We start from the raw sequence: 24,505 nt of genomic DNA, 5'->3' as shown, positions 1-24,505 counted from the left end.
AACCGGGGAACTGATGATTCCGGGAATTCATTCCGGCCGGGGACCGGCGGAATTTAGAAAAATCTGTTTCGGGGAGGCATGAACCGGCTTCGTGCCGGGCAGCCGAATATCAGGCCCCGCCGCGTTCCCCCGTCGCGGCGGGGCTTTCATGTGCCTCGGACGGCGACGGTCGGCCTTCGGCCCCTTCTGCTCCGACCGCTTCTGCCTCAGGTGCCGCCGCGCCGGTCTCCCGGGAACGCATTCCCTCAGGGCTCCCGGTCGACCGTAGGGCGGCCCGCGACAAGGAGGACGCATGAGCGACGACGCCGGCGACGGCAACAGCGCGCTGGGACACAAGGCTTTCGACCGGTCCCCCAGCCACTTCGGGGACCGGATCACCGCGGACGGACGGGACGGCTGGCCGGTGGCCGCCGGGCGCTACCGGCTGGTGGTCAGCCGTGCCTGCCCGTGGGCGAGCCGGGCGGTGATCTCCCGGCGGCTGCTCGGCCTGGAGGACGCCCTGTCCCTCGCCGTCACCGACCCGATCCAGGACGACCGCAGCTGGCGGTTCACCCTCGACCCCGGCGGCCGTGACCCGGTGCTCGGCATCCGGTACCTCAGCGAGGCCTACGACCGGCGCGAGACCGGCTACCCGGGCGGGGTGAGCGTGCCCGCGGTCGTGGACGTGCCGAGCGGGAAGCTGGTCACCAACGACTACCAGCGGCTGACAGTGGACCTGGCCACCGAGTGGACGGCGCTGCACCGGGCGGGGGCGCCGGACCTCTACCCGGTACGGCACCGGGACGAGATCGACGCGGTGGTGGCGGGGGTGTACGAGGACGTCAACAACGGGGTCTACCGGGCCGGGTTCGCCCACGACCAGCAGACGTACGAGGAGGCGTGCGCCGGCGTGTTCCGGCGGCTGGAGCTGCTCGCCGGGCGGCTGGCCGGGCAGCGCTACCTGGTCGGGGACACGATCACGGAGGCCGACATCCGGCTGTTCACCACGCTGGTGCGGTTCGACGCCGTCTACCACGGCCACTTCAAGTGCAACCGGTACAAGCTCACGGAGAGCCCGGTGCTGTGGGCGTACGCCAGGGACCTCTACCAGACGCCGGGATTCGGTGACACCGTCGACTTCGACCACATCAAGCGGCACTACTACCAGGTCCACACCGGGATCAACCCGACCCGTATCGTGCCCCTCGGCCCGGATTCCGCCGGGTGGCTGACGCCCCATCACCGGGAGCGGCTCGGCGGCCGGCCCTTCGGGGACGGGACGCCGCCGGGCCCGGTGCGGGCGGCCGAGGAGGTCGCGGTCGCGGGGCGGCCCTGAGAACGCGGAGGCAGGCATGGCCAAGAGCAGGAAGAAGCTGAAGCTTCCCCTCGTCTACGCGCCCCTCGGGTTCGTGCTGAGCTGGGCCGGCGGGGCGTTGGGTGCGCTGGCCTTCCGCCGCACCTGGAAGGCGCTGCGCGGCGAGGACGAGGCGCCGGACGCCCTGGACCGGGACCGCGGCTGGGGCGAGGTGCTGCTGGCCGCGGCGGTCCAGGGCGCGGTCTTCGCGGTGGTGCGCAGCGCGGTGGACCGCACCGGCGCGACGGCCATAGAGCGCTCCACCGGGGTGTGGCCGACGGCCGGCAAGGGGGGCCGGGACTGAGCGGTCTCCGCCCTGCTCCCTCGGCGGGCCCTCCCGGCCCGGCTGTCCCCGGTCGGCGGAGTCAGCCGCCCGCCGGCCGGTCCCCGGGCCGCTCCCCCGCGCCCAGCAGGGCCAGCCGGGTCTCGGCGGCCGTCAGCAGCAGGTCGAGGGCGGCGGGGTAGGAGCTGCCCCGCATCGAGGCGACGAGATGGCGGGCGGTGGCCGCGATGTTCGGGTGGCTGTCGGCGGGCAGCCGGGCGTAGGTCGCCCGCCACACGTCCGTCTCGGCCTCCCGGGCGGGCTCCGGCAGCGCGGTGTTGGCGGAGTCGAGGGCGCCGTAGGCGAGGGCCTGGTCGACGAAGGCGTGGTAGACGCGGACCGCCTCGGCGTCCGGGAAACCGGCGTTCCGGAGTATCCCGAGGATGGTCTCGACGGCCTGGATCTCGTACGTCCGTCCGGTCACCCGGTGGGCGCTGAGCACCGCCGCCCGGGGCTGGGCGAGGGCGCCTGCGTGCATCCGCAGGCCGAGGTCGCGCAGGTCGGCACGCCAGTCGCCGGTGGGCCGCCAGACGCGCAGGGTACGGCCGATCAGCTCGTCGGCGACGGCGAGCATCAGGTCGTCGGTGTGCCGGAAGTAGCGGTAGAGGGAGCTGGGATCGGCGCCCAGGGCACGGCCGAGGCGGCGCACCGACAGGGCGTCCGCGCCGTGCTCCTCGATCAGCCGCATCGCGGTCTCGACGATCAGCGCCTCGGAGAGCACCACGCCCTGTTTGGTGGGGCGGCGGCGCTGCCGGGCGGCGGCCGGGACGACACGTTCGCTCAACGGACCTCCTCATGACGTGCGGGCACCTTATGACAACACCGTTGACCTGTGAAGGGCACCGGCAGTTTCATGTCCCGTCACCGGGGCCGACCAGTCCGGCCCCCTGGTGCGAGCGGAGTGTGCCGGCCATGTCCGACCAGCCCTACACAGCGGATCCCCCCGAGTTGCGCAGATCCCTCGGCGTCCTCGACGGCGTGGCGGTCGCCGCGTCCAGTACGGCCGCCACGACCAGCATCGGCATCGGTCTGGGGGTGACGGCCGGGGTGGTCGGGCTGCATCTGCCGGCCATCATGCTGCTGGCGTTCGTGCCGGTCCTCGGCATCGCGGGCGCCTACTCCCGGCTGAACCGGGTGGAGCCGAACGCGGGCAACGGCTATGTGTGGGTGGGCCGTTCGCTCAACCCGTGGCTCGGCTTCCTGGTGGGCTGGGTGAACATCGTGGCGACGGTGGCCTTCCTCGCGTACACCACGGCGGTCACGGGGTCCGCGTTGCTGCAACTGGCCGGAGAGGCCGGAGTGCACCGGATCGGCTCGCTCGGTCTCGACCCCGGTTCGACGGCGCAGACCACGGCCCTCGGGATCCTGGTCCTGGTCGCCGTCACCCTCACCGCCGTGACCGGCATCCGCACCGCCGCCCGCCTGCAGACCGGGCTGCTGGTCTTCGAGTACGTGGTCCTGCTCGGGTTCTGCGGATACGGCATCGTCAAGGGACCGCACCCCTTCAGCCTGAGCTGGTTCGACCCGTTCGCGATCCCGTCGGCGACGGCGCTGGCGCAGGGCCTGCTGCTGTCGGTCTTCTGCTACTGGGGTTTCGAGGCCGCGTTCAGCGTCAACGAGGAGGTCCGCGACCCCCGGGACGCCTCCCGGGCCGGGCTGATCACCCTGGTGACCATGCTGGGACTGTTCCTGCTCGGCTCGGTGGCGTTCCAGCGGGTGCTGTCGGAGCAGGAGCTGGCCGGACACGGGGCCGAGGGGCTGGCGTTCTTCGGCGACCGGCTGGCCGCACAGCCGTGGGCCGCGCTGCCGCTGGTGGCGCTGATGTTCTCGGCGGTGGCCTCGCTGCAGGCCGGGGTGATCCCGACGGCCCGGGGCATGTTCGCGATGAGCCGGGACCGTACCCTCGGGCCGGTGTGGTCCAGGGTCAGCGCCCGGTACGGGACCCCGGCGGTCGGCACGCTGCTGATCGGGGCGCTGGCCACGGTGGTCGCCGGGCTGGCCCTGGTGATCCCGCGGCTCGCCGACATGATCATGGCGACGGTGAACGCGGTCGGCATCGTGGTCGCCCTGTCCTACGCGCTGACCGCGCTCGCCGCCGCCGCGCGCTTCCGCTCCCTGCTGCGCGAGGACTGGCGGCAGGGCGTACGGGCCGTGGTGCTCCCGGCGTTGAGCGCCCTCGTCCTGCTCGGCCTCGGCGGCTACCTCGGCTGGTCCTTCTACACCTCCACCGACCACTTCGAGGTCAGCGCGGACAACGGGTGGTTCCTGCTGGCCACCCCGCTGGCGATGATCGCGTCCGGGTTCGTCGCGGCCGGCTGGGCGAAGTACGTGCGGCGCTCGCCGTACTTCCGCACCGGCCGGGGCACCGACGCCGACGCGCTCCAGCTGCTCACGACCCCCAACTGAGGAACAGGAAACATGCACGCAGATCTGCTCTTCACCGGTGGCCCCGTCCTCACTCCGGAGGGCCCCGCGGCCACCGCCGTCGCCGTCACCGGTGAGCGCATCACGGCCGTCGGCCCCGCCGGGGAGCTGCGGGAGCTCGCCGGGCCGCGCACCGAGGTGGTCGACCTCGCCGGGCGGCTGCTGCTGCCCGGGTTCCAGGACGCGCACGTCCATCCGGTCCCGGCGGGCCTCGAACTGGCCCAGTGCGACCTGACCGGGCTGCTGACCGCCGAGGAGACCGTGGCCGCCGTACGCGCCTATGCCGCGGTGCATCCGGAGCGGCCGTGGATCCTGGGCGGCGGCTGGTCCATGGAGGCGTTCGAGGGCGGTACGCCGACGAAGGAGCTGCTGGACGCCGTCGTACCGGACCGGCCGGTGTACCTGCCCAACCGGGACCATCACGGGGCGTGGGTCAACAGCCGGGCGCTGGAGCTGGCCGGGATCGGGCGCGACACGCCCGACCCGGCCGACGGGCGGATCGAGCGGGACGCCTCCGGCGCGCCGAGCGGCACGCTCCAGGAGGGCGCGATGCAGCTGGTCGGCCGGCTCGCCCCGCCGGCCGGCCCGGCGGACCGGCTGGCGGCACTGCTGGACGCGCAGCGCCATCTGCACGCGCTGGGCATCACGGCCTGGCAGGACGCGCTGATCGGGGACTTCCTCGGCATGGACGACCCGTCGTCGGCGTATCTGGCGGCGGCCCGGGACGGTTCGCTGACCGCGCGGGTGGTCGGGGCGCTGTGGTGGGACCGGGAGCGCGGGGCCGAGCAGATTCCCGAACTCGTCGAAAAGCGGGCCGCGCTGACCCACGGCAGGTTCCGGGCGGGCACGGTGAAGCTGATGCTGGACGGGGTCGCCGAGAACGGCACGGCCGCACTGCTCGATCCCTACCTGGACCCGTGCGGCTGCGCGACGCGCAACCGGGGCAAGAGTTTCATCGACCCGGGGCAGCTCCCGAAGTACGTGACCGAGTTGGACGCCCTCGGCTTCCAGTGCCACTTCCACGCGCTCGGCGACCGGGCGGTACGGGACGCCCTGGACGCGGTCGAGGCGGCGCGGGCCGCCAACGGGATGAGCGACACGCGGCCCCACCTGGCACATCTCCAGGTCGTGCACCCAGCCGACATACCGCGCTTCGCCCAGCTCGGCGCCACCGCGAACATCCAGGCGCTGTGGGCCGCGCACGAGCCGCAGATGGACGAGCTGACGATCCCCTTCCTGGGCGCGGAACGGACGGGATGGCAGTACCCGTTCGGGTCGCTGCTGCGCTCCGGGGCCCGGCTCGCGGCCGGCAGCGACTGGCCGGTGAGCAGCCCCGATCCGCTCCAGGGCATCCATGTCGCGGTGAACCGGGTCGAACCGGGCGGCGACGCGCCGGTGTTCCTGCCGGAGGAACGACTGGGACTCGCGGCGGCGCTCAGCGCGTACACGGCCGGTTCGGCCTACGTGAACCATCTCGACGACACCGGGCGGGTGGCGGCCGGCGCGCTCGCGGATCTGGTGGTCCTGGACCGCGACCCGTTCAACGGGCCCCCCGAGCACCTCGCGGACACACGCGTCGCGCACACATACGTCGGGGGCGCGCGAGTGTACTCAGCTCAGGAGGTATGAGCAGTAACACACATCACGGCCAGGTCACGCGTAGATCATTTACGCTCTGGGCAGCCTCGTAGCGCTTCACGGCTCAACTTTCGAGCCACGAAGGCCAGTTCGAGTGCACGGGTGGCCGACAGGCCACCCGTTCGCAGGGACGGGGGGACTCTGCGCACTGTCGCCCGAAAGGAAACACATGCCTCAGGACGTCACCTTCGACCTGCCCTTCGAGTCCCCCGTCGATGAGCATCCGGAGTCCGCGCGCCCGTCATCCGCGCCGGCTCCGGGACATGGACCTGGTGCGCGGCCTCTTCAGCACTGCTGAGGCCGCGCACCAGGTCCTCGTCCTGTAGCAGGAGCGCTGCGCCGGGGGCGTGCCGTCCGCGGCAGGCCGGCGGTGCCGAGGACGCATCCGCCGTGGACCGGCGCCCCGTCGGGCGGCCCGCTCCGCTTCCCCTGCCGTGGGCACAGCTGTCGTACCCCTCACGGTCGTTCGCGGGTGTCCGCGGCCGTTCACGGCCGTTCGCAGCCGTTCGCAGCCGTTCGCAGCCGTTCGCGGCAGCAGCCGGAGCCGGTCGCGTGCGTCCGGCCGTTCGGCACGGCCGCAGCAGCAGGGGGCGGCGCCCCGGACAGGACTGCCGACGACCGCAGTCGGCCGATTTCGTTGTCATGACCACAGCTTGAAGGAGACCGGTGTGAATTCCCGAGGCGTAGGTGCTGTCCAGAAGGCGTCCGCCGACAGCCTGCTCCCGGCGCAGCCGAGCGCCCCGCTCCAGCCCGCGGAGACGGGGGACGCCCTGGCCCGCCTCCTGACCGAACGCGTCAAGGGGAGCACGGAGCAGTACCGGCGGGACCAGAGCGCCGCCCGGGAGCGGCTGGACGCGCTCGGCTCCCCCCACGCCGCCACCACGCTGCACCTGGCGGGAGCTCTCCGGCCGGCGCCGCGCGCCTTCCTCCCGCCCGACGAGGAGGGCTACGCCCGGCTGAAACGGCTCGACGCCGGCCTGCGCACGATCGAGGCGGCCTTCCCCCAGGTCAGCACCGACATCGAGCTCTGCCGGCTGACCTGCGCGATGCTGGAGGGGGCCTGGCGGACCCGGGCGCTCGCCCCGCCGCGCGAAGAGGAGCAGGCGACCGACTGCACCTGCCCGCTCTGCCGTCACCTGCCCACGCCCCCCGCCCGCACGCTGGACGACTACAGCTGGCGGCAGAGCGCCGGCCGGCCCCTCGCGGTCAAGACCTGGCCGTACCGCCGGGAACTCGACAGCGTCCTGACCGGTGGCTGGTCCTGGACCCGGCAGATGAACGACCTGGAGCGCGATCTCGGCCACCGGCACCGCTTCGAGGACGACATCCTCGTCTTCCACGAGTACAAACGCGTGATCGACACCATCGACACCGCGCGCCTGACCCAGCACGTCGAAAGCCGCCTGGCCGAGAACTTCAGCACCCCGAGCGCACGGGCCCTGGTCTCCGGGCTCTTCGCGGCCCACAAGCGGTCCGTCGACGAGTACTGGCTCCGCCAGCACCACGCGGGCCGCGTCGTGCTCCCGCAGACCAACCCGCTCGACCAGAGCGCCTACTCGGTCCTGCAGATGCTGGACTGCCTGTTCTGGCACGTCGCGCCCGACACCGAACTGTGGCAGGAGGAGAACCTCGCCTCCCTGCTGCTGTGCCGCGTCATCGACGACATGGCCGACGTACGGGCCGACGCCCTCACCGGCGAGATAAGCAACTTCTGGCTCGCCGACATGCCGACCCACACCAAGGCGTTCTACTCCGCCTGCGCGATAGCCCTCGTCAAGTACGGCTGCATGCCCGAGGCGCACCGCCCGATGTGGAACACCTGGCTGCTGACCACCACCATCGTCTGGATGGGGCTCACGGGCCGCCACGCCCTGTGGTTCGACGGCATCACCCGGGGCCTGCCCCCGGCCGAGGGGTGCGCGTTGTGCGACCTGCAGCCCAACCCGTGCACGGGCATCCTCAGCGACGGCACCACCCTCGCCGTCGGCCCGCGGCCCACCGTTCCGGCGCTCGGCACCCGCACCGCCGAGCTGTCCGCCCGCTGCCGGACCGAGCACCCCGGGGCCTGGGCCCTCTTCGACGCCGAACTGCACGCCTTCGAGGCACTGCACGGCCCCTGGCACGGCGACGTCGAGAGCACCTGGGACATCCTGCGCCGCACCTATGTCGCGGCCGTGGAGGCGTCGATCGCCGCGGCGCCCCCGGCCCGTGCGCGGGAGATCCAGCAGGACGCCGGCGTGGTCGGCTCCGAGCGGTTCCACGCCCTGCACGATCCCCGGACCGGGCGGGAGGACACCACCCTGCTCGCCTACATGTTCGGCGGCGCCCACCCGCATTTCCTCTGGAACGCCACGGGATACCGCCCCACGGGCGTCACGGGCGACTGGCTCGACGGCTGACGCGGAGCTCCCCTTTTGGTCCCTACGGGGGCCCTACGGGGAGTCTCTCCTGGGGGACGGCGGCGCTGCCCGGTCTCGTGAGAGGACCGGGCAGCGGCGTGTCCGGGTCTACACCGCGAACTCGACCGGAAGGCTGTCCAGCAGGGACATCCACGTGGAGGAGGTGGAGGTGATCTCCTCCGGCGGCACGGCCAGCCGAATCCCCGGCAGCCGGTGCAGCAGGACGTCGACCGCGATCTCGATGATCGACAGCCCGATGCTCTGCCCGGGGCACTCGTGCGGGCCCGCGCTGAACGCGAGGTGCGACTCGTTGCCCTGCATCGAGGCGCTCGGGTCGGGCCGGACCTCGGGGTCGAGGTTGCCCGGGGCGAGGCCGAGGACGAGCAGGTCGCCCTCCTCGATGCGGTGCCCGCCCAGTTCGACGTCGCTGACGGCGAAGCGCCCCGGCAGGACGGACAGCGGCGGGGAGTTCCACATGACCTCCTCCACCAGCGCGGAGATGGTCAGCTGACCGCTGATCAGGCTGGAGAGCCGCGCGTCGTCCGTCAGGATGAGCTGCAGCACCCGGGCCAGCAGGTTGCTGGTCGTGCTGTGCCCGGCCACCAGCACCAGACGCAGATGGCTGACGATCTCGTCGTGGTCGAGGGCCGCGTGGTGCTCCAGCAGGCCGGTGGTGAAGTCGGATCCGGGCTCGGCCCGCTTGCGGTCCGCGAGTTCGCCGAGGATCTCCCTGATGATGGCGTCGTGCCGGATCGCCTCCTCGCCGCCCTGGAACACCAGGGCGCTGGACTCGACCAGCCGGCGCCCGTCGGCCTCGGTGGCTCCCAGCAGGCGGGTGAGGATCAGCATCGGCAGGTAGCCGGCGTAGTCCGCCACCAGATCGGCGCGGCCGACGCCCGCGAACGCGTCGATCTGCTTGTTGGCGAAGTAGGTGGCATGGCGCCGGATACCGCGGCCCACGGCGGCCTGGAGCCCGTCGTTGACGGCCTCGCGCAGCCGGCGGTGCGCCTCGCCGTCCTGGGACACGCAGTCCGGGCGCCAGGCGACCATCGGAACCAGGGGGTGGTTCTCCGCCACCCGGCCCTCCTGCCAGTCCCGCCAGATCCGCGCGTCCCGGGCGAACTGGCGGGGATTGTCGAGCACCCGCCGGCTGTCCCGGTAGCCCAGCACCAGCCAGGCGTTGATGTCGCCCTCCAGCAGCACCGGCGCGACGGAGCCGTGCTCCTTGCGCAGCCGCTCGTAGATGCCGAGCGGGTCGGTGGCCGCGTCGGGCCCGTACAGCCGGGCCAGTTCGGGCGAACCGTGTGCGACCGGGCAGCCGCGGGGGACGTCGGGGCTCTGGTCGTTCATCGCGGCTCCAGTGCGACGGCGGAGCGTTCCTTCAAATGACGTATCAGGGCGATCAGCACGTCACGGCTGGAGGCCCGGTCCCGGGCGTCACAGGCCACGATCGGGGTGTGCGGGGAGATGTCGAGGGCGTCCCGGATCTCCTCGATGGGGTGTTCCTTGCAGTCCGGGAAGACGTTCAGGGCGATGACGAACGGCACGTTCTGCCGCTCCATCTCCTCGATCGCCCGGAAGCTGGAGGCCAGCCGCCGGGTGTCCACAAGGACGATCGCGCCAAGAGCTCCCTTGAACAGCCCGTTCCACAGGAACCAGAACCGTTCCTGTCCGGGGGTGCCGAACAGGTACAGCATCAGGTTCTCGTTGAGGCTGATCTTGCCGAAGTCGAGACTGACCGTGGTCTCGGTCTTGTCCGCGACACCGATGAGGTTGTCGACGCCGACGGTCGCCTGGGTGAGGGTCTCCTCGGTGGTGAGCGGCTTGATGTCGCTGACGGAGCGGACCATGGTGGTCTTCCCGGTGCCGAACCCCCCGGCGATCATCACCTTGACCGAGCGGGTCCCCCCGGCACCGGGGTCGCCGGGATGGTCAAAGCCTTTCAAGTCCACTGAGTACCTCCTGGAGGAGCGCGAGGTCAGGCCCGCGTCCGGCGTGGTGCGCCGGAATGGGATCACGGGCTTCAATACGGCCTGCGTCCAGCAGATCCGCCAACAGCACCGCGAGAATGTTGAAGGGCAATCCGAGATGGGCGGTGAGTTCGGCCACCGACAGCGGATCACGGCAGCGCCGGACTATCTCCTCGTACTCGTGCTGCATCCCCGGGACGGGGGCGGTGCGGGAGACGACGAGGGTGGCCACGTCGAGACTCGACGCCGACCCGCCCGGTCCGCTGCGTCCCCCGGTGAGGACGTAGTAACGCTCGAGACCGGACGGATCCGAGGGCCCGCGGGGAGCACTCATCCAGAGTGCTCCTCCAGGCGCGGAGAGGTGCCGAGCAGCTCGCCCATCCGCCGTGACAGGTCCCTCATCTGATGGCCGAGCAACCCCTGGTCGAGTCCTTCGCGGGCGAGCACCCCGAGATACGTCTCCACACCGGCCCGCACGACGAAGAGGTGACCGCCGTCGACCTCGATCATCGCCAGCCGCAGCTGCCCCGCGTACTTGGGGAACTGCTCGGCGACCGGCTGGGCCAGGGCCTGCAGCCCCGCCACCACGGCCGCGAAGCGGTCCACGTCGTCGGGGTCCTCGGCACCAAAGGAGGTGATGGCCTTGCCGTCGCTGGAGGCCACGAGGGCGAAACGGATCTCCGGGATGCTCTCCACCAGATCGCGGAGCGCCCAGCTCACGTCGGTTCCCTGTTGCGTCATGTGGACTAGTCGCTCTCTTCAGTGCGGTGCTCGGCGGACTCGCGTCCGGCGGCGGCGTCATCGGCGCCGGCCGGGTTCGCGGGTGCCGCGTCGTCTTCGTCTCCGGTCAACTCGGCCTCGCTGTCCGCCGCTTCGCCGGCGACGGGCGCGCGGCCCGCGGTGGCGAATGCGGCCAGGCCGGCGAAGGACTCGTCGGGCGGGACCGCGGGGAACGCGGCGCCCTCCGTGCGCACGGGGCGCTCCTCGGGCTGCTCGTCCTCGCGGCGCCGGCTGCGCCGCCGGGGCAGTCCGCCCGGGGTGGTGTCCAAGGCCTCGCCGGACTCCGGCTGAGTGACGGTTTCGACGGCGACCGGGCCGTGCGCCTGCACCGGGGACGCGGCGGCGGGGGCGGCCGCCACGGGGGCCGGAGCGGCGGGGGCCGCGGGCAGCGGGCTGAAGAACTTGTGCGGGACCACGACGACCACCGAGGTGCCGAGCCAGGGCGAGTCCGCGAAGGTGACCCGGATGCCGTACCGGCGGGCGAGGATGCCGACGACCCGCAGGCCGATGTTGGCGTCCTCGGAGATGCCCCCGATACCGGGTCCGGTGTCGGTGCCGGCCAGGGAGTGCTCGGCCTCGCGCTTCTTCTCCTCGCTCAGGCCCTTGCCGGAGTCCTGGATCTCGATGCCGACGCCGTTCGGTACCTCCTTGCCGGACACGACGACCGGTTCGGTGGGCGGCGAGTAGCGGGCCGCGTTGTCCAGCAGGTGGGCGAAGATCAGCGTGAGGTGGTCCACCAGACCGCCGTCGACGCCGAGTTCGGGCAGATGCCGGACCTCGACGCGATGGAAGTCCTTGATCCGGCCGATGCCGCCGCGCACCACGCTGAGCAGGCGCTGCGGCTCCTGCCACTGGCGGCCGGGCCGGTCCGAGCCGCCCAGCACGCCGATGCTGCCGGCGAGCGAGTCGGCGGGGCCGAGCTCCTGGTCGAGCTCCATGAGACCGCGGGCCACGGCGGGCAGCCTGCCGTGCTCGCCCTGCATCTCGTGCAGCCGGCCGCGCAGCTTGCTGGTCAGGACGTGGATGCGGTTGCCGATGCTGATCACGGCCTGCTCGGCGGAGGTGGAGCGGTTGAACTCCTCCTCCACACCGATCAGCGACGTGCGCAGGATGCGGCGCAGGTCGGCCCGGACGTCCTTGTCGACCTTGGCGCACTGCTCGGTGACGGGCAGCAGGTCGTCGATGGCGTCGCCCTCGCGCAGCCGCTTCAGCGCTTCGGGCAGCTGCTCGCCGGCGAGCCGGGAGATCGCGGCCCGCTGGTGCGTGACCTGCTCCTGCCAGACCTCGGCCTGGTCGGCGAGCTGCGCGTCGGCGGACTTCAGCTGGTCGGCGAGCCGCTCCTCGTACGCCCGGGCCTGCTCGGCCAGTTGGGCGTCGTAGTGGGCGGTCCGGTCGGCGAGCCGGCCCTCGAAGGCGGACGCCTGCTCAGCGAGCTGGGCGTCGAACGCGGCCGACTGCTCGTCGAGCCGGCCCTCCAGCGTGGCGCGCTCGGCGGAGAACTTGCGCTCCAGGCCCGAGACATGCTGCTGCCACTGCTGGGAGTGCTCGGCCTGCGAGCTTCGGAACGACCCTTCGGAGCTGCGTAGTTGGCGCTGCGTGCGGATCAAAAGGCGCACGCACACGGAGCTGGCGGCGGTGGCCGCGGCGCCGGCGACGGCCGCGGTTATTCGCTCCGAGCTCATGAACGTGGCAGCGACCGTCCCTCCCCCTAAGGCCAGTGGCATCAGCCACCAGCTGTACCAGGCGACAGGGGCCCGCGCCGCCGGCGGCGGAGTGGCGAGTTCCATCTGCATCCCTCGAAGCAACACGATCGAACAACAGCGAACAGGGGCGGTGTGCGAAGGCCGCACTCACGAGTACGCACGGCGGGACGGACCCACCCTGGGGTGCGTCAACTCGCTGTGACGGAAGGGAGCTTATCGGGTTTGAACCCGAAAGGATCAACCTCGGCGGACAGAGGAAGTGAGGGTTCCGTCACGCTCCGCCAGTTGGTGCCAAATCAACAAATACCCATTGCCACCCGCGACTTCCGGACATGCACCCCCACACCCCGGCCGGAAGAACCGTAACTTCATGGACACCTGTCCAGCTATAGTGGACACCTGTTCAAGAGATGGGGAGGATCCGCCGATCATGGAAATTCTGGCGAACGTGCTGGTCGGACTGGTGGCCGCGCTGCACGCGTACATCCTGGTGATGGAGATGTTCCTGTGGCAGAAGGGCCCCGGGATGCGCTTCCACGGCTTCGACGCGGAACTGGCCCGGCGAACCGCACCGCTCGCCGCCAACCAGGGCCTCTACAACGGCTTCCTGGCGGCCGGCCTGGTGTGGGGGCTCGTGGCCGCCGACCCGACCGGCTTCCGGGCCCAGGTGTTCTTCCTGGCGTGCGTGGTGGTGGCGGGGGTGTACGGCGCGGTCACGGCCAACCGGCGGATCCTGTTCGCGCAGGCGCTGCCCGGCGCGCTCGCCCTGGCCGCCGTCCTCGCCGCCCGGTGACCGGCCGCCCGGCCGCGGAAGACCCGCGGGCCGCCCGCACCCGGGCGCGGCTGCGGGCGGCCCTCCTGGAGGAGTGCGCCGAACGGCCGCTCGCCGAGGCCGGGGTGGCCGCGGTGGCACGCCGGGCCGGGGTGGGCCGGGCCACGTTCTACGTCCACTACGACGGCCTGGAGGCGCTGGCGGTCGACACCTGCGCGGACGTCGTACGGGAGGCCGTCGACGCGCTGCACGCCTGGCGCGGCCGGCCGGACCCGGTGCACGCGCCACCGGCGCTGCGCGAGTTCTTCGCCGGGCTGGTCCCGCACGCGGCCCTGTACCGGGAGCTGCTCGCGCCCGGCGGCGGGGGTCCGCTGGGCCGGGTGCTGCACCGGGACCTGCGGGCGCGCAGCCTGGCCGAGCGGGAGCTGGTGGGCGCGGCGGACGCCCCGCTGGTGGCCTCGGCGGTGGCCGCCACCTTCGCCGGGGTGCTGGCCGACTGGCTGCACGGCCTCCTCGACGCCGATCCGGACCAGGTGGCGGACCAGGTCTGGCAGCTGCTGGTCGCCCTGCACATGAGCCGCTGAGCGGTCATCGGCAGGCGAAACCGCGCCGCTCCTTCGGCCAGGCCTCCACACCGTGCGAGGTGCGGACGTACGCCGTGTCGCCGTCCTGTGTCAGCCACAGCCGCCAGCCACGGAAACGGTATCCGGTGTCGTGCGCGTCGGCGGGCATCGTGGCGTCACCGTCGTAGCGTCCGGCGAGTACGGAGTCCTCGGCGAACACGCCGTGGGGATCGCGGACGTACGTCCTGCCGCCGACCGTCAGGAAGTGCGCGGACTGCCAGCCGCAGTGCCCGGCGCCGGCGGAGCTGGTGATCTTCGTGACCGGTACCCGGTGACCGCGGGCGTCGGTCCAGATCTCGTGCCGTCCCTGGCCCGACGTCACACTCGCCGGGAGTTCGGAGGGATCGCAGGAGGCGTTGGTCTCCGGACCCCAACCGGGCCTGTCCCGCTGGTCCTTGGCGACCACGACGGCCACCTTCGTGCGCCCGCGTACGTCGTAGGAGTAGAGCACGCGGTCGGCTCCCCTCCGCTCCACGCGGTAGCCGTCACGCGGCACCTCCGGGTCGAACATGTCGAAGAAGAGCCGCAGACCGTCCTCGGGCGAACCGCCGCCGTCACTGTCGCTCCAGCCGTCCGGCCCGGTGCCCCAGTAGATCTCCCCGTCGCACTCCAGCGCGCGGCCGGCCGCACCGGAGGCGATGCGCATGGCCTGCGGGCTGCTCGCGTCGGCCTCCTTCGTGGCGATGTCCAGCGGCCCGCGGTACGGGGTCGCCGGCGGCGTCCCCTCGACCACCACGTCCGGCCCGCGCGCACCGTCACAGCCCACCACCGCGGCCGCCGCCAGTACCGTCGCCGCCAGCCCTCTGCGCATGCCCGCCCCCGCCGCTCGTCACCGTTGCCGTCCTTCGACGGCGGAGCTGGGTGGAACGTTCACGCTCGCCGGGAGGGAGCGGGAGGTGCTGGCACGATTCCATCGAAGGTTGGCCATCGTGCCATTTTCCCGCCGGGCGGCTCCCGGCAGGCTGGGTGACCATGAACGATGTGAACACGATGCGTGCGATCAGCCAGGACGTCCTCGGCGGCCCCGAGGTGCTGAAGGTGATCGAGACGGCGCGGCCGAAGCCGCGCCCCAACGAGGTACTGGTCCGGGTGCGGGCCGCCGGCCTCAACCCGACCGACTGGAAGCACCGGGAGAACGGCGGCTTCCTCGGCAGGCCGCCCTTCGTCCTCGGCTGGGACGTCTCCGGCACCGTCGAGGAGACCGGGATCGGCGTCGCCGCCTTCAAGCCCGGTGACGACGTCTTCGGCATGGTGTCCTACCCGTTCGGGCACGGCACGCACGCCGAGTACGCGATCGTCCCGGCCCGGGCCCTGGTGCCGAAGCCCGCCGCGATCGACCACGTCCAGGCGGGCGCGCTGCCGCTGGTCTCCCTGACCGCCTGGCAGGCGCTGGTGGAGAACGCCGGCGTCCAGCGGGGACAGCGGGTGCTGGTCCACGCGGCGGCCGGCGGGGTCGGGCATGTGGCGGTGCAGATCGCCAAGGCGCGTGGCGCGTACGTGATCGGCACGGCGAGCGCCGGCAAGCACGACTTCCTGCGGGAGATCGGCGTGGACGAGCCGGTGGACTACCGGTCCGTGGACGTCACGGAGACGGTGCGGGACGTCGACGTCGTGCTCGACACCGTCGGCGGGGACACCTCGGCCGCCTCGCTGCGGGTGCTGCGGCCCGGCGGGATACTGGTGTCGATCCTGCCGGTGGGCTCGCCCGCGCTGTACGAGGAGGCCGAGCGGCTGGGTGTGCGGGCGGTGCGGATGCTGGTGGACGCCGACCGGGCGGGGATGCGGGCGGTCGCGGAACTGGTGGCGGCGGGGAAGCTGCGCGCGACGGTCGCGGGGACCTTCCCGCTGGCCGATGCCGCCAAGGCGCACGAGCTGGGCGGCACCGGCCGGACCACCGGGAAGCTGGTCCTGGTGGTGGACTGACCCGCGCGGTCAGAAGGTGAGCACGGGCTTGATCGCCTTGCCGGTGCTCATGTCCCGCACCGCCCGGTCGATCTCGGCGAACGGGTAGGTGCTGATCAGCCGGTGCAGCGGCAGCCGTCCCTCGCGGACCAGCCGGACCAGGGCCGGGATGAAGGCCTGGGTCTCGCTGTCGCCGAGGGTGAGGCCGACGATCCGCTTGCCCGACAGCAACCCGTTGACGTCCAGGGGCACTTCGGTGCCGAAGGGCGGGGCGCCGACGACGACCAGGGTGCCGCGGGCGGCCAGCGCGTCGACGCCCTGGCGGAGCACGCCGGCGTTGCCGGTCGTCTCCACGATCCCGTCGGCGCCCGCTCCGTCCGAGACGCGCCGCAGGGCCTCGGGCACGTCCTCCCGGGTGGCGTCGACGGTGTGGGTGGCGCCCACCTCCCGTGCCAGTTCCAGGCGTTCGGCCACCCGGTCGACGGCGACGATCGTGGTGGCGGGGGTGAGCGCGGCGGCCATGACGGCCGACAGGCCGACCGCTCCGGCGCCGAGGACGACCACCGTGCTGCCGGCGGCCGGTTCCAGGACGTTCCACACGGCGCCGACCCCGGTCTGCACCCCGCAGCCGAGCGGGGCGACCGACTCCAGCGGGACGTCCGGGTCGATCTTGACCAGACTGCGCTCGTCCACCAACGCCCGTTCGGCGAAGGAGGACTGGCCGAAGAAGTGCCCGCCGAGCGGCTCGCCGTCCCGGCTGACGGTGGGCGTGCCGTCGGCGCGCCGGCCGCCGATGAGGTTGAGCGGCAGCCAGGTGGTGCAGTAGGCCGGGTGGCCGCCGTGACAGTTGCGGCAGCCGCCGCAGGAGGTGAAGGACAGCACGACGTGGTCGCCGGGGGCCACGCCGGTGACGGCGGAGCCGACGGCCTCGACGACGCCGGCGCCCTCGTGGCCCAGGACTCCGGGCAGCGGGAAGGGCAGTCCGCCGCTCGCCACGCTGAGGTCGGTGTGGCACAGACCGGTGGCGACCATGCGGACGAGCGCCTCGTACGGCCCCGGCGCGTCGAGTTGGACGTCGGCGAGGGTGAAGGGCGCGCCGCCGGACTCGACGACGGCGGCTCGGGTGGTGGTGGGCATCGTACGGACTCCTGGTCTGCGGGGCTCAGTCGAGCGAGACGACGACGGACTTGACCTTGGTGTACGAGGCGAGCGCCTCGGGGCCGTACTCGCGGCCGAAGCCGGAGGCCTTGACGCCGCCGAAGGGGACGGCGGGGTCGAGCATCGCCCAGTCGTTGACCCAGACGATCCCGGCCTGGAGGCGGGCGGCGACCCGGTGCGCGCGGGCCAGGTTGCCGGTCTGGATGCCCGAGGCGAGGCCGTACGGCGTGGAGTTGGCGAGGGCGACGGCCTCGTCCTCGGAGTCGAAGGGCTGCACGGTGAGGACCGGGCCGAAGATCTCGTCCTGGACCACCCGGGAGTCGTTCGGCAGGTCGGCGACGACGGTCGGCCGGTAGTAGAACCCGCCGTCCAGGTCGAGGCGTTCGCCGCCGCAGACGATGCGGCCGCCCTCCTTGCGGGCGAGGTCGACGTACTCCTCGACCTTGCGCAGGTGCTTCTCCCCCGCCATCGGCCCGACGACGGTGGCGGGGTCGCGCGGGTCGCCGACCGGCACGCCGGGGACGGCCTCGGCGAGGATGCCGAGCAGGGTGGCGTAGACCGGGCGGGCGACGAGGAGGCGGGGGCCGCCCATGCAGAACTGACCGGTGTTGAAGACGAAGGCCTTGATGACCGCGCCGACGGCCTTCTCCAGGTCGGCGTCCTCGAAGACCAGGTGCGCCGCGTTGCCGCCGAGTTCCACGGTGACCGGCTTGAGCGCCTCCCCGGCCGTGCCCGCGACGTGCCGGCCGACGGCGGTGGAGCCGGTGAACGCGACCTTGTCGACGCCCGGGTGGCGCAGCAGCGCCTCGCCCGCGACCGGTCCGGCACCGGTGACGACGTTCAGCACCCCGTCGGGGAGGCCGGCCTGCTGGAAGAGGCGGGCCATGTAGAGGGCGCTGAGCGGGGTCTCGTCGGCGGGCTTGTGGACGACCGTGTTGCCGGCGGCGAGGGCCGGGCCGATCTTCGAACCGGCCAGGATGAGCGGGAAGTTGAAGGGGGTGATGGCGGCGACGACGCCGACCGGTTCGCGCCGGGTGTAGGCGAGGGCGTTGAGCGGGACGTCGCGGACGGCGCCGTCCAGGGAGTGGGCGAGGGCCGCGAAGTGCTCGTAGTCGTTGGCCGCGTTGGTGACGTCGACGGCTCCGGCGAGCGTGATCGGCTTGCCGACGTCCAGGCTCTCCAGGGCGGCTATCTCCTCGGCGTGCTCCCGGATCAGCTCGGCGACGCGGTGCAGCACCCGGCCGCGCTCCCGACCGCTGAGCCCCGGCCACTCCCCCGCGTCGAAGGTCTCGCGGGCGGTGCGCACCGCGGCGTCGACGTCGGCCGCCCCGGCCTCCGCGACGGTGGTGATCACCTGGCCGGTGGCCGGGTCGGTCACCTCCGTCCTGGCCCCGTCGGCTGCCTCCCGCCACTGGCCGCCGATGAACAGCCGTCCCGGTCCGGTCCCGAAGGTGGTCGTCATTGCCCACTCCCAGCGTCGATCGCCAAGTCTTCAACAAACAGGATTCCTGTTGGTTGTGTCCCTGGACCGCAGTCTGGTTACAGACAGGATTCCTGTCAATGCTCTAGGGTGGACGCATGGTCGGTACAAAGACACGCCCCTCGCTGCTGTACATGGTCAAGCAGGTGGAGCTGGTGGTGCGCTCACACCTCGACGAGCTGGTGAAGCCCGCCGGGATCACCGCGCTGCAGTACACGGCCCTGACCGTCCTGGAGCGCCACGACGGGCTGTCGGCGGCCCAGTTGGCACGGGACTCGTTCGTCACCGCCCAGTCGATGGCCGACCTCGTACGGTCGCTGGAGACGCGTGGGCTGATCCGGCGGGAGCGCAATCCGCGCAACCGGCGCGAGCTGCTGATCCTGCTGACCGACGCCGGGCGCGAGCTGCTCGCCGGGGTCGCCGGGCCGGTGCGGGAGCTGGAGGAGCGGATGGTCCGCGAGCTCACCGCACACCAGGAGGAGCAGTTCCGCCAGGCGCTGAGCAAGGCGTGGCACGCGCTGTCCTAGCCGGACCGCGGCACTTTCCCGTTCCGGCGGCACCCGCGTGGCACCGCTCCCACGTGCCCGTTCGCCGACTGTCGCGTACGCCACAGAAAATGGCGAGCCGAAGCAGCAGACATATGTCAATCGAACATGCTCAAATTCCCTCCATCGAGGGTAACTTGCAGGGCGGGGAACGGAATTGAACCGGCAGGGGTGGGAGGTGATGTCGTCGTGCGCCAGGAACCCCGGCAGGATCCCGCGCCGCTCTCCCGGCACCTGCGCATCCACGAGGACCGCGGCCACACGGTGCTGGAGCTGCGGGGCGAGATCGACATCGCGGCGGCGACGGAGATCATGCCCTATCTGGACCGGGCGACCGCCCGGGAGAACGCCCGGGTGGTGATCGACCTGCTGCCCGTCGAGTTCTTCGACTGCTCGGGACTGCGGCTGCTGTACCGGGCGCGCAGCCGGGTGCTGGAGCGCGGCGGACAGCTCCAGCTGGTCTGCGCGCACCCGCTGACCCTGCGGGTGCTGAAGGTGACCGGGCTGTCGCGGCTGCTGCCGCCCAGGGCGACGCTGGACGCGGCCCTGGGCCAGCCCGAGGCCACGTCCGGCACCCTATGACAGCGTTGCCACCGTGATCGCCGTGGCCACCGAGGTCACCGAGGTCACCGAGGTCACCGAGGTCACTCGAGGATCCTGGTCACCTGACCGGCGCCGACGGTCCGCCCGCCCTCGCGGATCGCGAACTTCAGGCCCTCCTCCATCGCGATCGGCTGGATCAGCCGGACGTGCACGGTGGTGTTGTCGCCCGGCATCACCATCTCGGTGCCCGGGGGCAGGGTGACGACGCCGGTCACGTCGGTGGTGCGGAAGTAGAACTGGGGACGGTAGTTCTCGAAGAACGGGGTGTGCCGGCCGCCCTCGTCCTTGGAGAGGATGTACGCCCGCGCCTCGAACTCCACGTGCGGGGTGACCGATCCGGGCTTGATGACGACCTGGCCGCGCTCCACGTCGTCCCGCTTGACCCCGCGCAGCAGCAGCCCGACGTTCTCCCCGGCCCGGCCCTCGTCGAGCAGTTTCCGGAACATCTCGACGCCGGTGACCGTGGTCCTGGTCTTCTGCGGGTGGATGCCGATGATCTCGACCTCGCTGTTGACCCGCAGCACACCGCGCTCGATCCGGCCGGTGACGACGGTCCCGCGGCCGGTGATGGTGAACACGTCCTCGATCGGCATCAGGAACGGCCGGTCCACGTCCCGCACCGGCTCGGGCACGAACTCGTCGACGGCGTCGAGGAGTTCGAGCAGGGCCGCGGTCCACTGCGGGTCGCCCTCCAGCGCCCTGAGCGCGGAGACCCTGACCACCGGGACGTCGTCGCCGGGGAACTCGTACTCGGTGAGCAGTTCGCGCACCTCGAGCTCGACGAGTTCCAGGATCTCCTCGTCGTCGACCATGTCGGTCTTGTTGAGGGCAACGACGATGTACGGGACGCCCACCTGACGGGCCAGCAGCACGTGTTCCTTGGTCTGCGGCATCGGCCCGTCGGTGGCGGCGACCACCAGGATCGCCCCGTCCATCTGGGCGGCCCCGGTGATCATGTTCTTGATGTAGTCGGCGTGGCCGGGGCAGTCGACGTGCGCGTAGTGCCGGCGCTCGGTCTGGTACTCGACGTGCGCGATGGAGATGGTGATGCCGCGCTGCCGCTCCTCGGGCGCCTTGTCGATCTGGTCGAACGGCGTGAAGGGGTTGAGCCGGGGGAACTTGTCGTGCAGCACCTTGGTGATGGCCGCGGTGAGTGTGGTCTTGCCGTGGTCGATGTGTCCGATGGTGCCGATGTTCACATGTGGTTTCGTCCGCTCGAACCTGGCCTTCGCCACTGGGGGCCTCCCGTCCGCCTCGGTGCCGCCGAGCGCGGTTCAGCGCTGCAACTCCTCCTTCCTGTCTAGAGGTTGCGCGGCTCGTCGAACAGGGCGCTCACGGACTCACCGTTGTGAATACGGCGTACGGCCTCCGCCAGCGCCGGGGCGATGGACAGGATCCGCAGCTTGTCGGTGTGCTCCTCGGCGGGCACCGGCACGGTGTTGGTGCAGACGATCTCCAGCACGTCGGGCTGCTCGCTCAGCCGCTTGAGCGCCCCGGCCGCGAACAGCCCGTGCGTACAGGCGATCCGGATCGACCGCGGCGGGCCCAGCTCCCTGATCCTTTCGAGGAGTTCGACGACGGTGCTGCCCTTGGCGATCTCGTCGTCGAGCACGATGACGTCCCGGTCGGCCACCTCGCCGATCACCGAGCTGATGGTGACCCGGTCGTCCGGGTAGCGCTGCTTGGCGCCGGCCGCCACCTGGGCGCCGATCAGCCGGGCGAAGGCGGCGGCCTCCTTGGCGTTGCCGAGGTCGGGCGAGACGACGGTGGTGCGCGACAGGTCGTACCGCCGGAAGTGCGCCGCCAGCTCGCGCAGCGCGTGCAGGTGGTCGACCGGCACCGAGAAGAAGCCGTGCACCTGCGGGGCGTGCAGGGTCATCGCGAGGACCCGGCTCGCCCCGGCGGCCACCAGCAGGTCGGCGACCAGACGGCCGCCGAGCGAGATGCGCGGGGCGTCCTTCTTGTCGGAGCGGGCGTAGGAGTAGTGCGGCATGACGACGGTGATCCGGCCCGCGGAGGCGCCGCGGGCCGCGTCGCACATCAGCAGCAGCTCCACCAGGTGCTCCTGCACCGGCCGGACCAGCGGCTGGATCAGGAACACGTCCCGCTCCCGGCAGTTGGCCTGGAGCTGCACCTCCAGACAGTCGTTGGCGAACCGGCTGACCCGGGTCGGGCTGAGCGGCACCCCGAGGTGCGCGCAGACCTCCTCGGCCAGCTCGGGGTGGGCACTGCCGCTGAAGACGGCGATGTCTCGCACGATCCGCTCCTCGCATGATCAATACGGGCTACGGGCTCATGCTACGGACCGTGGCGCTCTCACCACGGCACGGGTGTCCCGTCCCAGGAGAAGAACCCGCCGGTAGGGCCGTCGTCGGGCAGCAGCGCCAGCCGTACGGCCCCCCGCGCGCCCTCGGCCGGGTCGCCGCCGCCGACGGCCGCGCCGGGCACCAGGTCGGTGGCCCGCCGCCCCGGGGCCAGGGCGTTCACCTTGAATCCGGCCTCGGCCAGCTCCTGGGCGTACAGGACGGTCAGCGCGTTCAGCGCGGCCTTGGACGAGCGGTAGGCGGCGGACCGCGGGACGCCCTCGGTGAACTGCGGATTGGGCCGGGTACTCCAGGTGAGGGACGCGGTACCGCTGGAGACGTTCACGACGCGCGGGTGGGCGGAGCGGCGCAGGGCGGGCAGGAAGGCGTTGGTGACGGCGACGACGCCGAAGACGTTGGCCTCGTACGTCTGCCGGAAGTACTCGACACCGGTCTCGGCGGGGGTGCCGGTCACCGGCTGGACACCCGCGTTGTTGACCAGGACGTCGAGGTGCTCGACGCCCGCGGCGGCCCGCTCGACGCTGCCCGGGTCCGTGACGTCGAGCAGCAGCAGCCGCGCGTTCGCGCCGATCTCCGCCACGGCCCGCTCGCCACGGTCGGCGACCCGCGAACCGACGTGGACACGGAAACCCTCTTCGGCCAGCAGTCTGGCCACATGGAACCCGATGCCCTTGTTGGCACCGGTGACGAGTGCTGTGCGATCGTTCATGGCAGTCACGGTCCCCCGGCCGCGTCCGCCCTGCCAGGGACCACCTGTACCAGGCGGGCCGAGGAGAGGACGACGGCATGGCGAGGCAGGAACTGGCCCGCTTCCTGCGCGAGCGCCGCGCGGGGCTGCGCCCGCAGACGGTGGGCCTGCCGCCGGGCACCGACCGCCGCACCCCCGGGCTGCGCCGCGAGGAGGTCGCCGAGCTGGCCCACATGTCGGTCGACTACTACATCCGGCTCGAACAGGCCCGCGGCCCCCGTCCCTCCCCGCGGGTCCTGGACGCCCTGGCCGGGGCGCTGCGGCTGGCCCCCGCCGAGCGCAGCCACCTCTTCCGGCTGGCCGGCTCGGCCGCGCCGCCGCCCGGCACCGCGGCGGTACGGCGGGTACGGCCGCACGTGGCCCGCCTGCTGGAGCGGCTTCCCGACACCGCCGCGATCGTCACCGACGCGGCCTACGGCCTGGTGGCCTGGAACCCCCTCGCCCAGCTGCTGCTCGGCGGCGATCTGGGACACGGCACGACCAACCTGGCGCGGCGGCGCTTCCTCGGCCAGGGGCGGATGCACGAGAGCTCCGGCGCCGAGGAGTTCGGACACATCGTGGCGGCCCGGCTGCGGCGGGCCGCCGAGCGCTATCCGCACGACCCGCAACTCGCCGCGCTGCTCGGCGAGTTGCGGGCGGGAAGCGCGGACTTCCGGCGGATCTGGGCGACCCATCCGGTGCACGCACCGGGACACCGCACGAAGGTCCTCGACCATCCGGAGCTGGGGCGGCTGCGGCTGAACTGCGACGTCCTGCTGGTGCCGGAGGACGACCAGGAGGTCGTCCTCGTCACCGCGGACCCGGGTTCGGCGTCGGCGCGGCGGATCGCGGAGCTGGCCGCGGGGGTCTGACCGGCCTTCCGGGCGCGCTGGTGGCGGGTGGTCTTCGAACACGTTTCGGCACCGCGTGTATCAGTCCTGACCCAGCTGTCTCAATCGGCCGACAACGCGGTCTGACAAGGCCGTTGGCGGGCATTCGTGTCCTTGGAAAGGAGGACCGTCACATGGCGAGTTCCACCAAGGAGAGCAAGGCGAGCTCCACTCAGGAGGCTCCCGTCACGGCCCGGCCCCGGCGCATGCCCGGCTGGGCGAAACTGGTCACCGCGTTGGTGCTGGTGCTCGTGGTGCTGTTCGCCGGGATCAAACTGGCGGTGCTGCCGGGGATCAAGGACCTGTTCGGCACGGAGACCCGCGACAACACCGGCCCGGCGCTGCTCAAGTCCATCCAGGACATGAGCCGTTACGACGCGGCCTCCGGCAACTTCCAGGTCGTCGTGGACCTGGAGAAGGACGCCAAGTACCTGCCCAGCGCGATCCGCGGCACCCGCACCCTGTACGTCGGCGCGGGCACCGTCGACTCCTACGTCGACCTCGGCAAGATCGCCCAGAAGGACGTGACGGTCAACGACGACCGGACCGAGGCCACCATCCGGCTGCCGCACGCGCAGCTGGGCAAGGCCACCCTGGACGCCGACCACTCGTACGCCGTCTCCAAGCAGCGCGGTCTGCTGGACCGGATCGGGGACCTGTTCTCGGACAACCCGAACAGCGAACAGGCGGTGCAGAAGCTCGCGGTGAAGCACATCTCGGACGCGGCCAAGGACAGCGGGCTGACCACCCGCGCCGAGACCAACACCACCGGCATGCTGGAGGGCCTGCTGCACTCCCTCGGCTTCACGGAGGTGCACGTGTCCTACGGGACGGTCTGACCCGACACCGCGCGGTCAGCCCGACCGGCGCCGCCGTGCCCCGAGCGCGGCGGCGCCGACCGGTGGCCGGGCC

At 72.1% G+C, this 24,505-nt stretch carries 24 protein-coding genes; 12 read left to right on the top strand and 12 right to left on the bottom strand.

What is annotated here, in order from left to right:
- The first annotated feature begins 292 nt into the window (after positions 1–292).
- A complete protein-coding gene (locus tag ACGF5O_RS30935; protein ID WP_393813176.1) occupies positions 293–1,315 on the top strand; it encodes a glutathione S-transferase family protein in 1,023 nt (340 codons plus the stop codon).
- Between the two features lie 16 nt (positions 1,316–1,331).
- Positions 1,332–1,637: a DUF4235 domain-containing protein gene (locus ACGF5O_RS30930; RefSeq protein ID WP_393813175.1), complete on the top strand. Its 306-nt coding sequence runs from the start codon at positions 1,332–1,334 to the stop codon at positions 1,635–1,637.
- 61 nt (positions 1,638–1,698) lie between these two features.
- Here the strand turns inward: ACGF5O_RS30930 and ACGF5O_RS30925 are convergent, their stop codons facing one another.
- Entirely contained in the window at positions 1,699–2,439 is a 741-nt protein-coding gene (locus tag ACGF5O_RS30925; RefSeq protein WP_393813174.1) for a helix-turn-helix domain-containing protein, read from the bottom strand.
- 128 nt (positions 2,440–2,567) lie between these two features.
- Between ACGF5O_RS30925 and ACGF5O_RS30920 the strand changes: the two genes are divergently transcribed.
- From ACGF5O_RS30920 to ACGF5O_RS30910, 3 genes are all read left to right on the top strand, one after another.
- Positions 2,568–4,061, top strand: coding sequence for an APC family permease (locus ACGF5O_RS30920; protein ID WP_393813173.1), 1,494 nt, complete (start codon positions 2,568–2,570; stop codon positions 4,059–4,061).
- A gap of 12 nt (positions 4,062–4,073) precedes the next feature.
- On the top strand, positions 4,074–5,708 hold the full coding sequence (locus ACGF5O_RS30915) for an amidohydrolase (protein WP_393813172.1): 1,635 nt from the start codon (positions 4,074–4,076) through the stop codon (positions 5,706–5,708).
- A 677-nt stretch (positions 5,709–6,385) separates the two neighbouring features.
- Entirely contained in the window at positions 6,386–8,116 is a 1,731-nt protein-coding gene (locus ACGF5O_RS30910) for a hypothetical protein (protein WP_393813171.1), read from the top strand.
- A gap of 108 nt (positions 8,117–8,224) precedes the next feature.
- On the opposite strand, the gene ACGF5O_RS30905 is transcribed toward ACGF5O_RS30910, so the two are convergent.
- From ACGF5O_RS30905 to ACGF5O_RS30885, 5 genes are read right to left on the bottom strand one after another with little or no spacing between them, the layout of a single operon-like run.
- Entirely contained in the window at positions 8,225–9,466 is a 1,242-nt protein-coding gene (locus ACGF5O_RS30905) for a cytochrome P450 (RefSeq protein WP_393813170.1), read from the bottom strand.
- A complete protein-coding gene (locus ACGF5O_RS30900; RefSeq protein ID WP_362595326.1) occupies positions 9,463–10,068 on the bottom strand; it encodes an ATP/GTP-binding protein in 606 nt (201 codons plus the stop codon). Before ACGF5O_RS30900 ends, ACGF5O_RS30905 begins: the two co-directional genes overlap by 4 nt.
- Positions 10,049–10,420, bottom strand: a complete 372-nt coding sequence (locus ACGF5O_RS30895) for a DUF742 domain-containing protein (protein WP_362595324.1) — start codon at positions 10,418–10,420, stop codon at positions 10,049–10,051. The genes ACGF5O_RS30900 and ACGF5O_RS30895 overlap by 20 nt, the downstream gene beginning before the upstream one ends.
- A complete protein-coding gene (locus ACGF5O_RS30890; RefSeq protein ID WP_046733906.1) occupies positions 10,417–10,827 on the bottom strand; it encodes a roadblock/LC7 domain-containing protein in 411 nt (136 codons plus the stop codon). The genes ACGF5O_RS30895 and ACGF5O_RS30890 overlap by 4 nt, the downstream gene beginning before the upstream one ends.
- Positions 10,828–10,832: 5 nt before the next feature.
- Positions 10,833–12,653 carry an ATP-binding protein gene (locus ACGF5O_RS30885; RefSeq protein WP_393813169.1) on the bottom strand — a complete coding sequence of 607 codons (1,821 nt, stop codon included), beginning with the start codon at positions 12,651–12,653 and terminating at the stop codon, positions 10,833–10,835.
- 346 nt (positions 12,654–12,999) lie between these two features.
- Between ACGF5O_RS30885 and ACGF5O_RS30880 the strand changes: the two genes are divergently transcribed.
- Both ACGF5O_RS30880 and ACGF5O_RS30875 read left to right on the top strand, forming a co-directional pair.
- Positions 13,000–13,362, top strand: coding sequence for a DUF1304 domain-containing protein (locus ACGF5O_RS30880; protein ID WP_362595319.1), 363 nt, complete (start codon positions 13,000–13,002; stop codon positions 13,360–13,362).
- A complete protein-coding gene (locus tag ACGF5O_RS30875; RefSeq protein ID WP_393813168.1) occupies positions 13,359–13,925 on the top strand; it encodes a TetR family transcriptional regulator in 567 nt (188 codons plus the stop codon). The genes ACGF5O_RS30880 and ACGF5O_RS30875 overlap by 4 nt, the downstream gene beginning before the upstream one ends.
- A 4-nt stretch (positions 13,926–13,929) precedes the next feature.
- On the opposite strand, the gene ACGF5O_RS30870 is transcribed toward ACGF5O_RS30875, so the two are convergent.
- The gene (locus ACGF5O_RS30870) at positions 13,930–14,775 is read right to left on the bottom strand and encodes a hypothetical protein (RefSeq protein ID WP_393813167.1); all 846 of its coding nucleotides are present in this window, start codon (positions 14,773–14,775) and stop codon (positions 13,930–13,932) included.
- A gap of 161 nt (positions 14,776–14,936) precedes the next feature.
- On the opposite strand from ACGF5O_RS30870, the gene ACGF5O_RS30865 reads away from it, so the two are divergent.
- A complete protein-coding gene (locus tag ACGF5O_RS30865; protein WP_393813166.1) occupies positions 14,937–15,887 on the top strand; it encodes an NADP-dependent oxidoreductase in 951 nt (316 codons plus the stop codon).
- Positions 15,888–15,896: 9 nt separating this feature from the next.
- On the opposite strand, the gene ACGF5O_RS30860 is transcribed toward ACGF5O_RS30865, so the two are convergent.
- Both ACGF5O_RS30860 and ACGF5O_RS30855 read right to left on the bottom strand, forming a co-directional pair.
- Positions 15,897–17,003 (bottom strand): NAD(P)-dependent alcohol dehydrogenase, encoded by a 1,107-nt coding sequence (locus tag ACGF5O_RS30860; protein ID WP_393813165.1) that lies wholly within the window; start codon positions 17,001–17,003, stop codon positions 15,897–15,899.
- 25 nt (positions 17,004–17,028) lie between these two features.
- Complete coding sequence (locus tag ACGF5O_RS30855) at positions 17,029–18,486, bottom strand: aldehyde dehydrogenase family protein (RefSeq protein ID WP_393813164.1); 1,458 nt, start codon at positions 18,484–18,486, stop codon at positions 17,029–17,031.
- 116 nt (positions 18,487–18,602) lie between these two features.
- Here ACGF5O_RS30855 and ACGF5O_RS30850 point away from each other — a divergent pair, with 116 nt between their 5' ends.
- On the top strand, positions 18,603–19,031 hold the full coding sequence (locus ACGF5O_RS30850; protein ID WP_351486588.1) for a MarR family transcriptional regulator: 429 nt from the start codon (positions 18,603–18,605) through the stop codon (positions 19,029–19,031).
- Between the two features lie 207 nt (positions 19,032–19,238).
- A complete protein-coding gene (locus ACGF5O_RS30845; protein ID WP_393813163.1) occupies positions 19,239–19,631 on the top strand; it encodes an anti-sigma factor antagonist in 393 nt (130 codons plus the stop codon).
- A 62-nt stretch (positions 19,632–19,693) separates the two neighbouring features.
- Here the strand turns inward: ACGF5O_RS30845 and tuf are convergent, their stop codons facing one another.
- The 3 genes from tuf to ACGF5O_RS30830 all read right to left on the bottom strand — a co-directional run bounded on the left by tuf (position 19,694) and on the right by ACGF5O_RS30830 (position 22,685).
- Positions 19,694–20,887, bottom strand: a complete 1,194-nt coding sequence (tuf, locus tag ACGF5O_RS30840; protein ID WP_393813162.1) for an elongation factor Tu — start codon at positions 20,885–20,887, stop codon at positions 19,694–19,696.
- Between the two features lie 65 nt (positions 20,888–20,952).
- Positions 20,953–21,909 (bottom strand): ribose-phosphate pyrophosphokinase, encoded by a 957-nt coding sequence (locus tag ACGF5O_RS30835; protein WP_362595302.1) that lies wholly within the window; start codon positions 21,907–21,909, stop codon positions 20,953–20,955.
- A gap of 59 nt (positions 21,910–21,968) precedes the next feature.
- Positions 21,969–22,685, bottom strand: coding sequence for an SDR family oxidoreductase (locus ACGF5O_RS30830; RefSeq protein ID WP_393813161.1), 717 nt, complete (start codon positions 22,683–22,685; stop codon positions 21,969–21,971).
- 77 nt (positions 22,686–22,762) lie between these two features.
- Here ACGF5O_RS30830 and ACGF5O_RS30825 point away from each other — a divergent pair, with 77 nt between their 5' ends.
- Positions 22,763–23,575 carry a helix-turn-helix transcriptional regulator gene (locus ACGF5O_RS30825; RefSeq protein WP_393813160.1) on the top strand — a complete coding sequence of 271 codons (813 nt, stop codon included), beginning with the start codon at positions 22,763–22,765 and terminating at the stop codon, positions 23,573–23,575.
- Between the two features lie 224 nt (positions 23,576–23,799).
- On the top strand, positions 23,800–24,432 hold the full coding sequence (locus tag ACGF5O_RS30820; RefSeq protein ID WP_351712197.1) for a DUF4230 domain-containing protein: 633 nt from the start codon (positions 23,800–23,802) through the stop codon (positions 24,430–24,432).
- Positions 24,433–24,505: the final 73 nt, after the last annotated feature.

It is taken from the genome of Streptomyces sp. NPDC048291, from assembly GCF_043201715.1.
Taxonomy (GTDB): domain Bacteria; phylum Actinomycetota; class Actinomycetes; order Streptomycetales; family Streptomycetaceae; genus Streptomyces.
The sequence above is the reverse complement of the archived record's forward strand: the minus strand, read 5'-3'. Positions and strand labels throughout refer to the sequence as shown.

Coding starts and splice junctions, on each gene's coding strand:
- ACGF5O_RS30850 (WP_351486588.1), top strand. CDS start 18,603: ATGGTCGGTACAAAGACACGCCCCTCGCTGCTGTACATGGTCAAGCAG.
- ACGF5O_RS30820 (WP_351712197.1), top strand. CDS start 23,800: ATGCCCGGCTGGGCGAAACTGGTCACCGCGTTGGTGCTGGTGCTCGTG.
- ACGF5O_RS30855 (WP_393813164.1), bottom strand. CDS start 18,486: ATGACGACCACCTTCGGGACCGGACCGGGACGGCTGTTCATCGGCGGC.
- ACGF5O_RS30915 (WP_393813172.1), top strand. CDS start 4,074: ATGCACGCAGATCTGCTCTTCACCGGTGGCCCCGTCCTCACTCCGGAG.
- ACGF5O_RS30930 (WP_393813175.1), top strand. CDS start 1,332: ATGGCCAAGAGCAGGAAGAAGCTGAAGCTTCCCCTCGTCTACGCGCCC.
- ACGF5O_RS30895 (WP_362595324.1), bottom strand. CDS start 10,420: ATGAGTGCTCCCCGCGGGCCCTCGGATCCGTCCGGTCTCGAGCGTTAC.
- ACGF5O_RS30905 (WP_393813170.1), bottom strand. CDS start 9,466: ATGAACGACCAGAGCCCCGACGTCCCCCGCGGCTGCCCGGTCGCACAC.
- ACGF5O_RS30890 (WP_046733906.1), bottom strand. CDS start 10,827: ATGACGCAACAGGGAACCGACGTGAGCTGGGCGCTCCGCGATCTGGTG.
- ACGF5O_RS30870 (WP_393813167.1), bottom strand. CDS start 14,775: ATGCGCAGAGGGCTGGCGGCGACGGTACTGGCGGCGGCCGCGGTGGTG.
- ACGF5O_RS30825 (WP_393813160.1), top strand. CDS start 22,763: ATGGCGAGGCAGGAACTGGCCCGCTTCCTGCGCGAGCGCCGCGCGGGG.
- ACGF5O_RS30830 (WP_393813161.1), bottom strand. CDS start 22,685: ATGAACGATCGCACAGCACTCGTCACCGGTGCCAACAAGGGCATCGGG.
- ACGF5O_RS30885 (WP_393813169.1), bottom strand. CDS start 12,653: ATGGAACTCGCCACTCCGCCGCCGGCGGCGCGGGCCCCTGTCGCCTGG.
- ACGF5O_RS30860 (WP_393813165.1), bottom strand. CDS start 17,003: ATGCCCACCACCACCCGAGCCGCCGTCGTCGAGTCCGGCGGCGCGCCC.
- ACGF5O_RS30920 (WP_393813173.1), top strand. CDS start 2,568: ATGTCCGACCAGCCCTACACAGCGGATCCCCCCGAGTTGCGCAGATCC.
- ACGF5O_RS30865 (WP_393813166.1), top strand. CDS start 14,937: ATGAACGATGTGAACACGATGCGTGCGATCAGCCAGGACGTCCTCGGC.
- ACGF5O_RS30880 (WP_362595319.1), top strand. CDS start 13,000: ATGGAAATTCTGGCGAACGTGCTGGTCGGACTGGTGGCCGCGCTGCAC.
- ACGF5O_RS30935 (WP_393813176.1), top strand. CDS start 293: ATGAGCGACGACGCCGGCGACGGCAACAGCGCGCTGGGACACAAGGCT.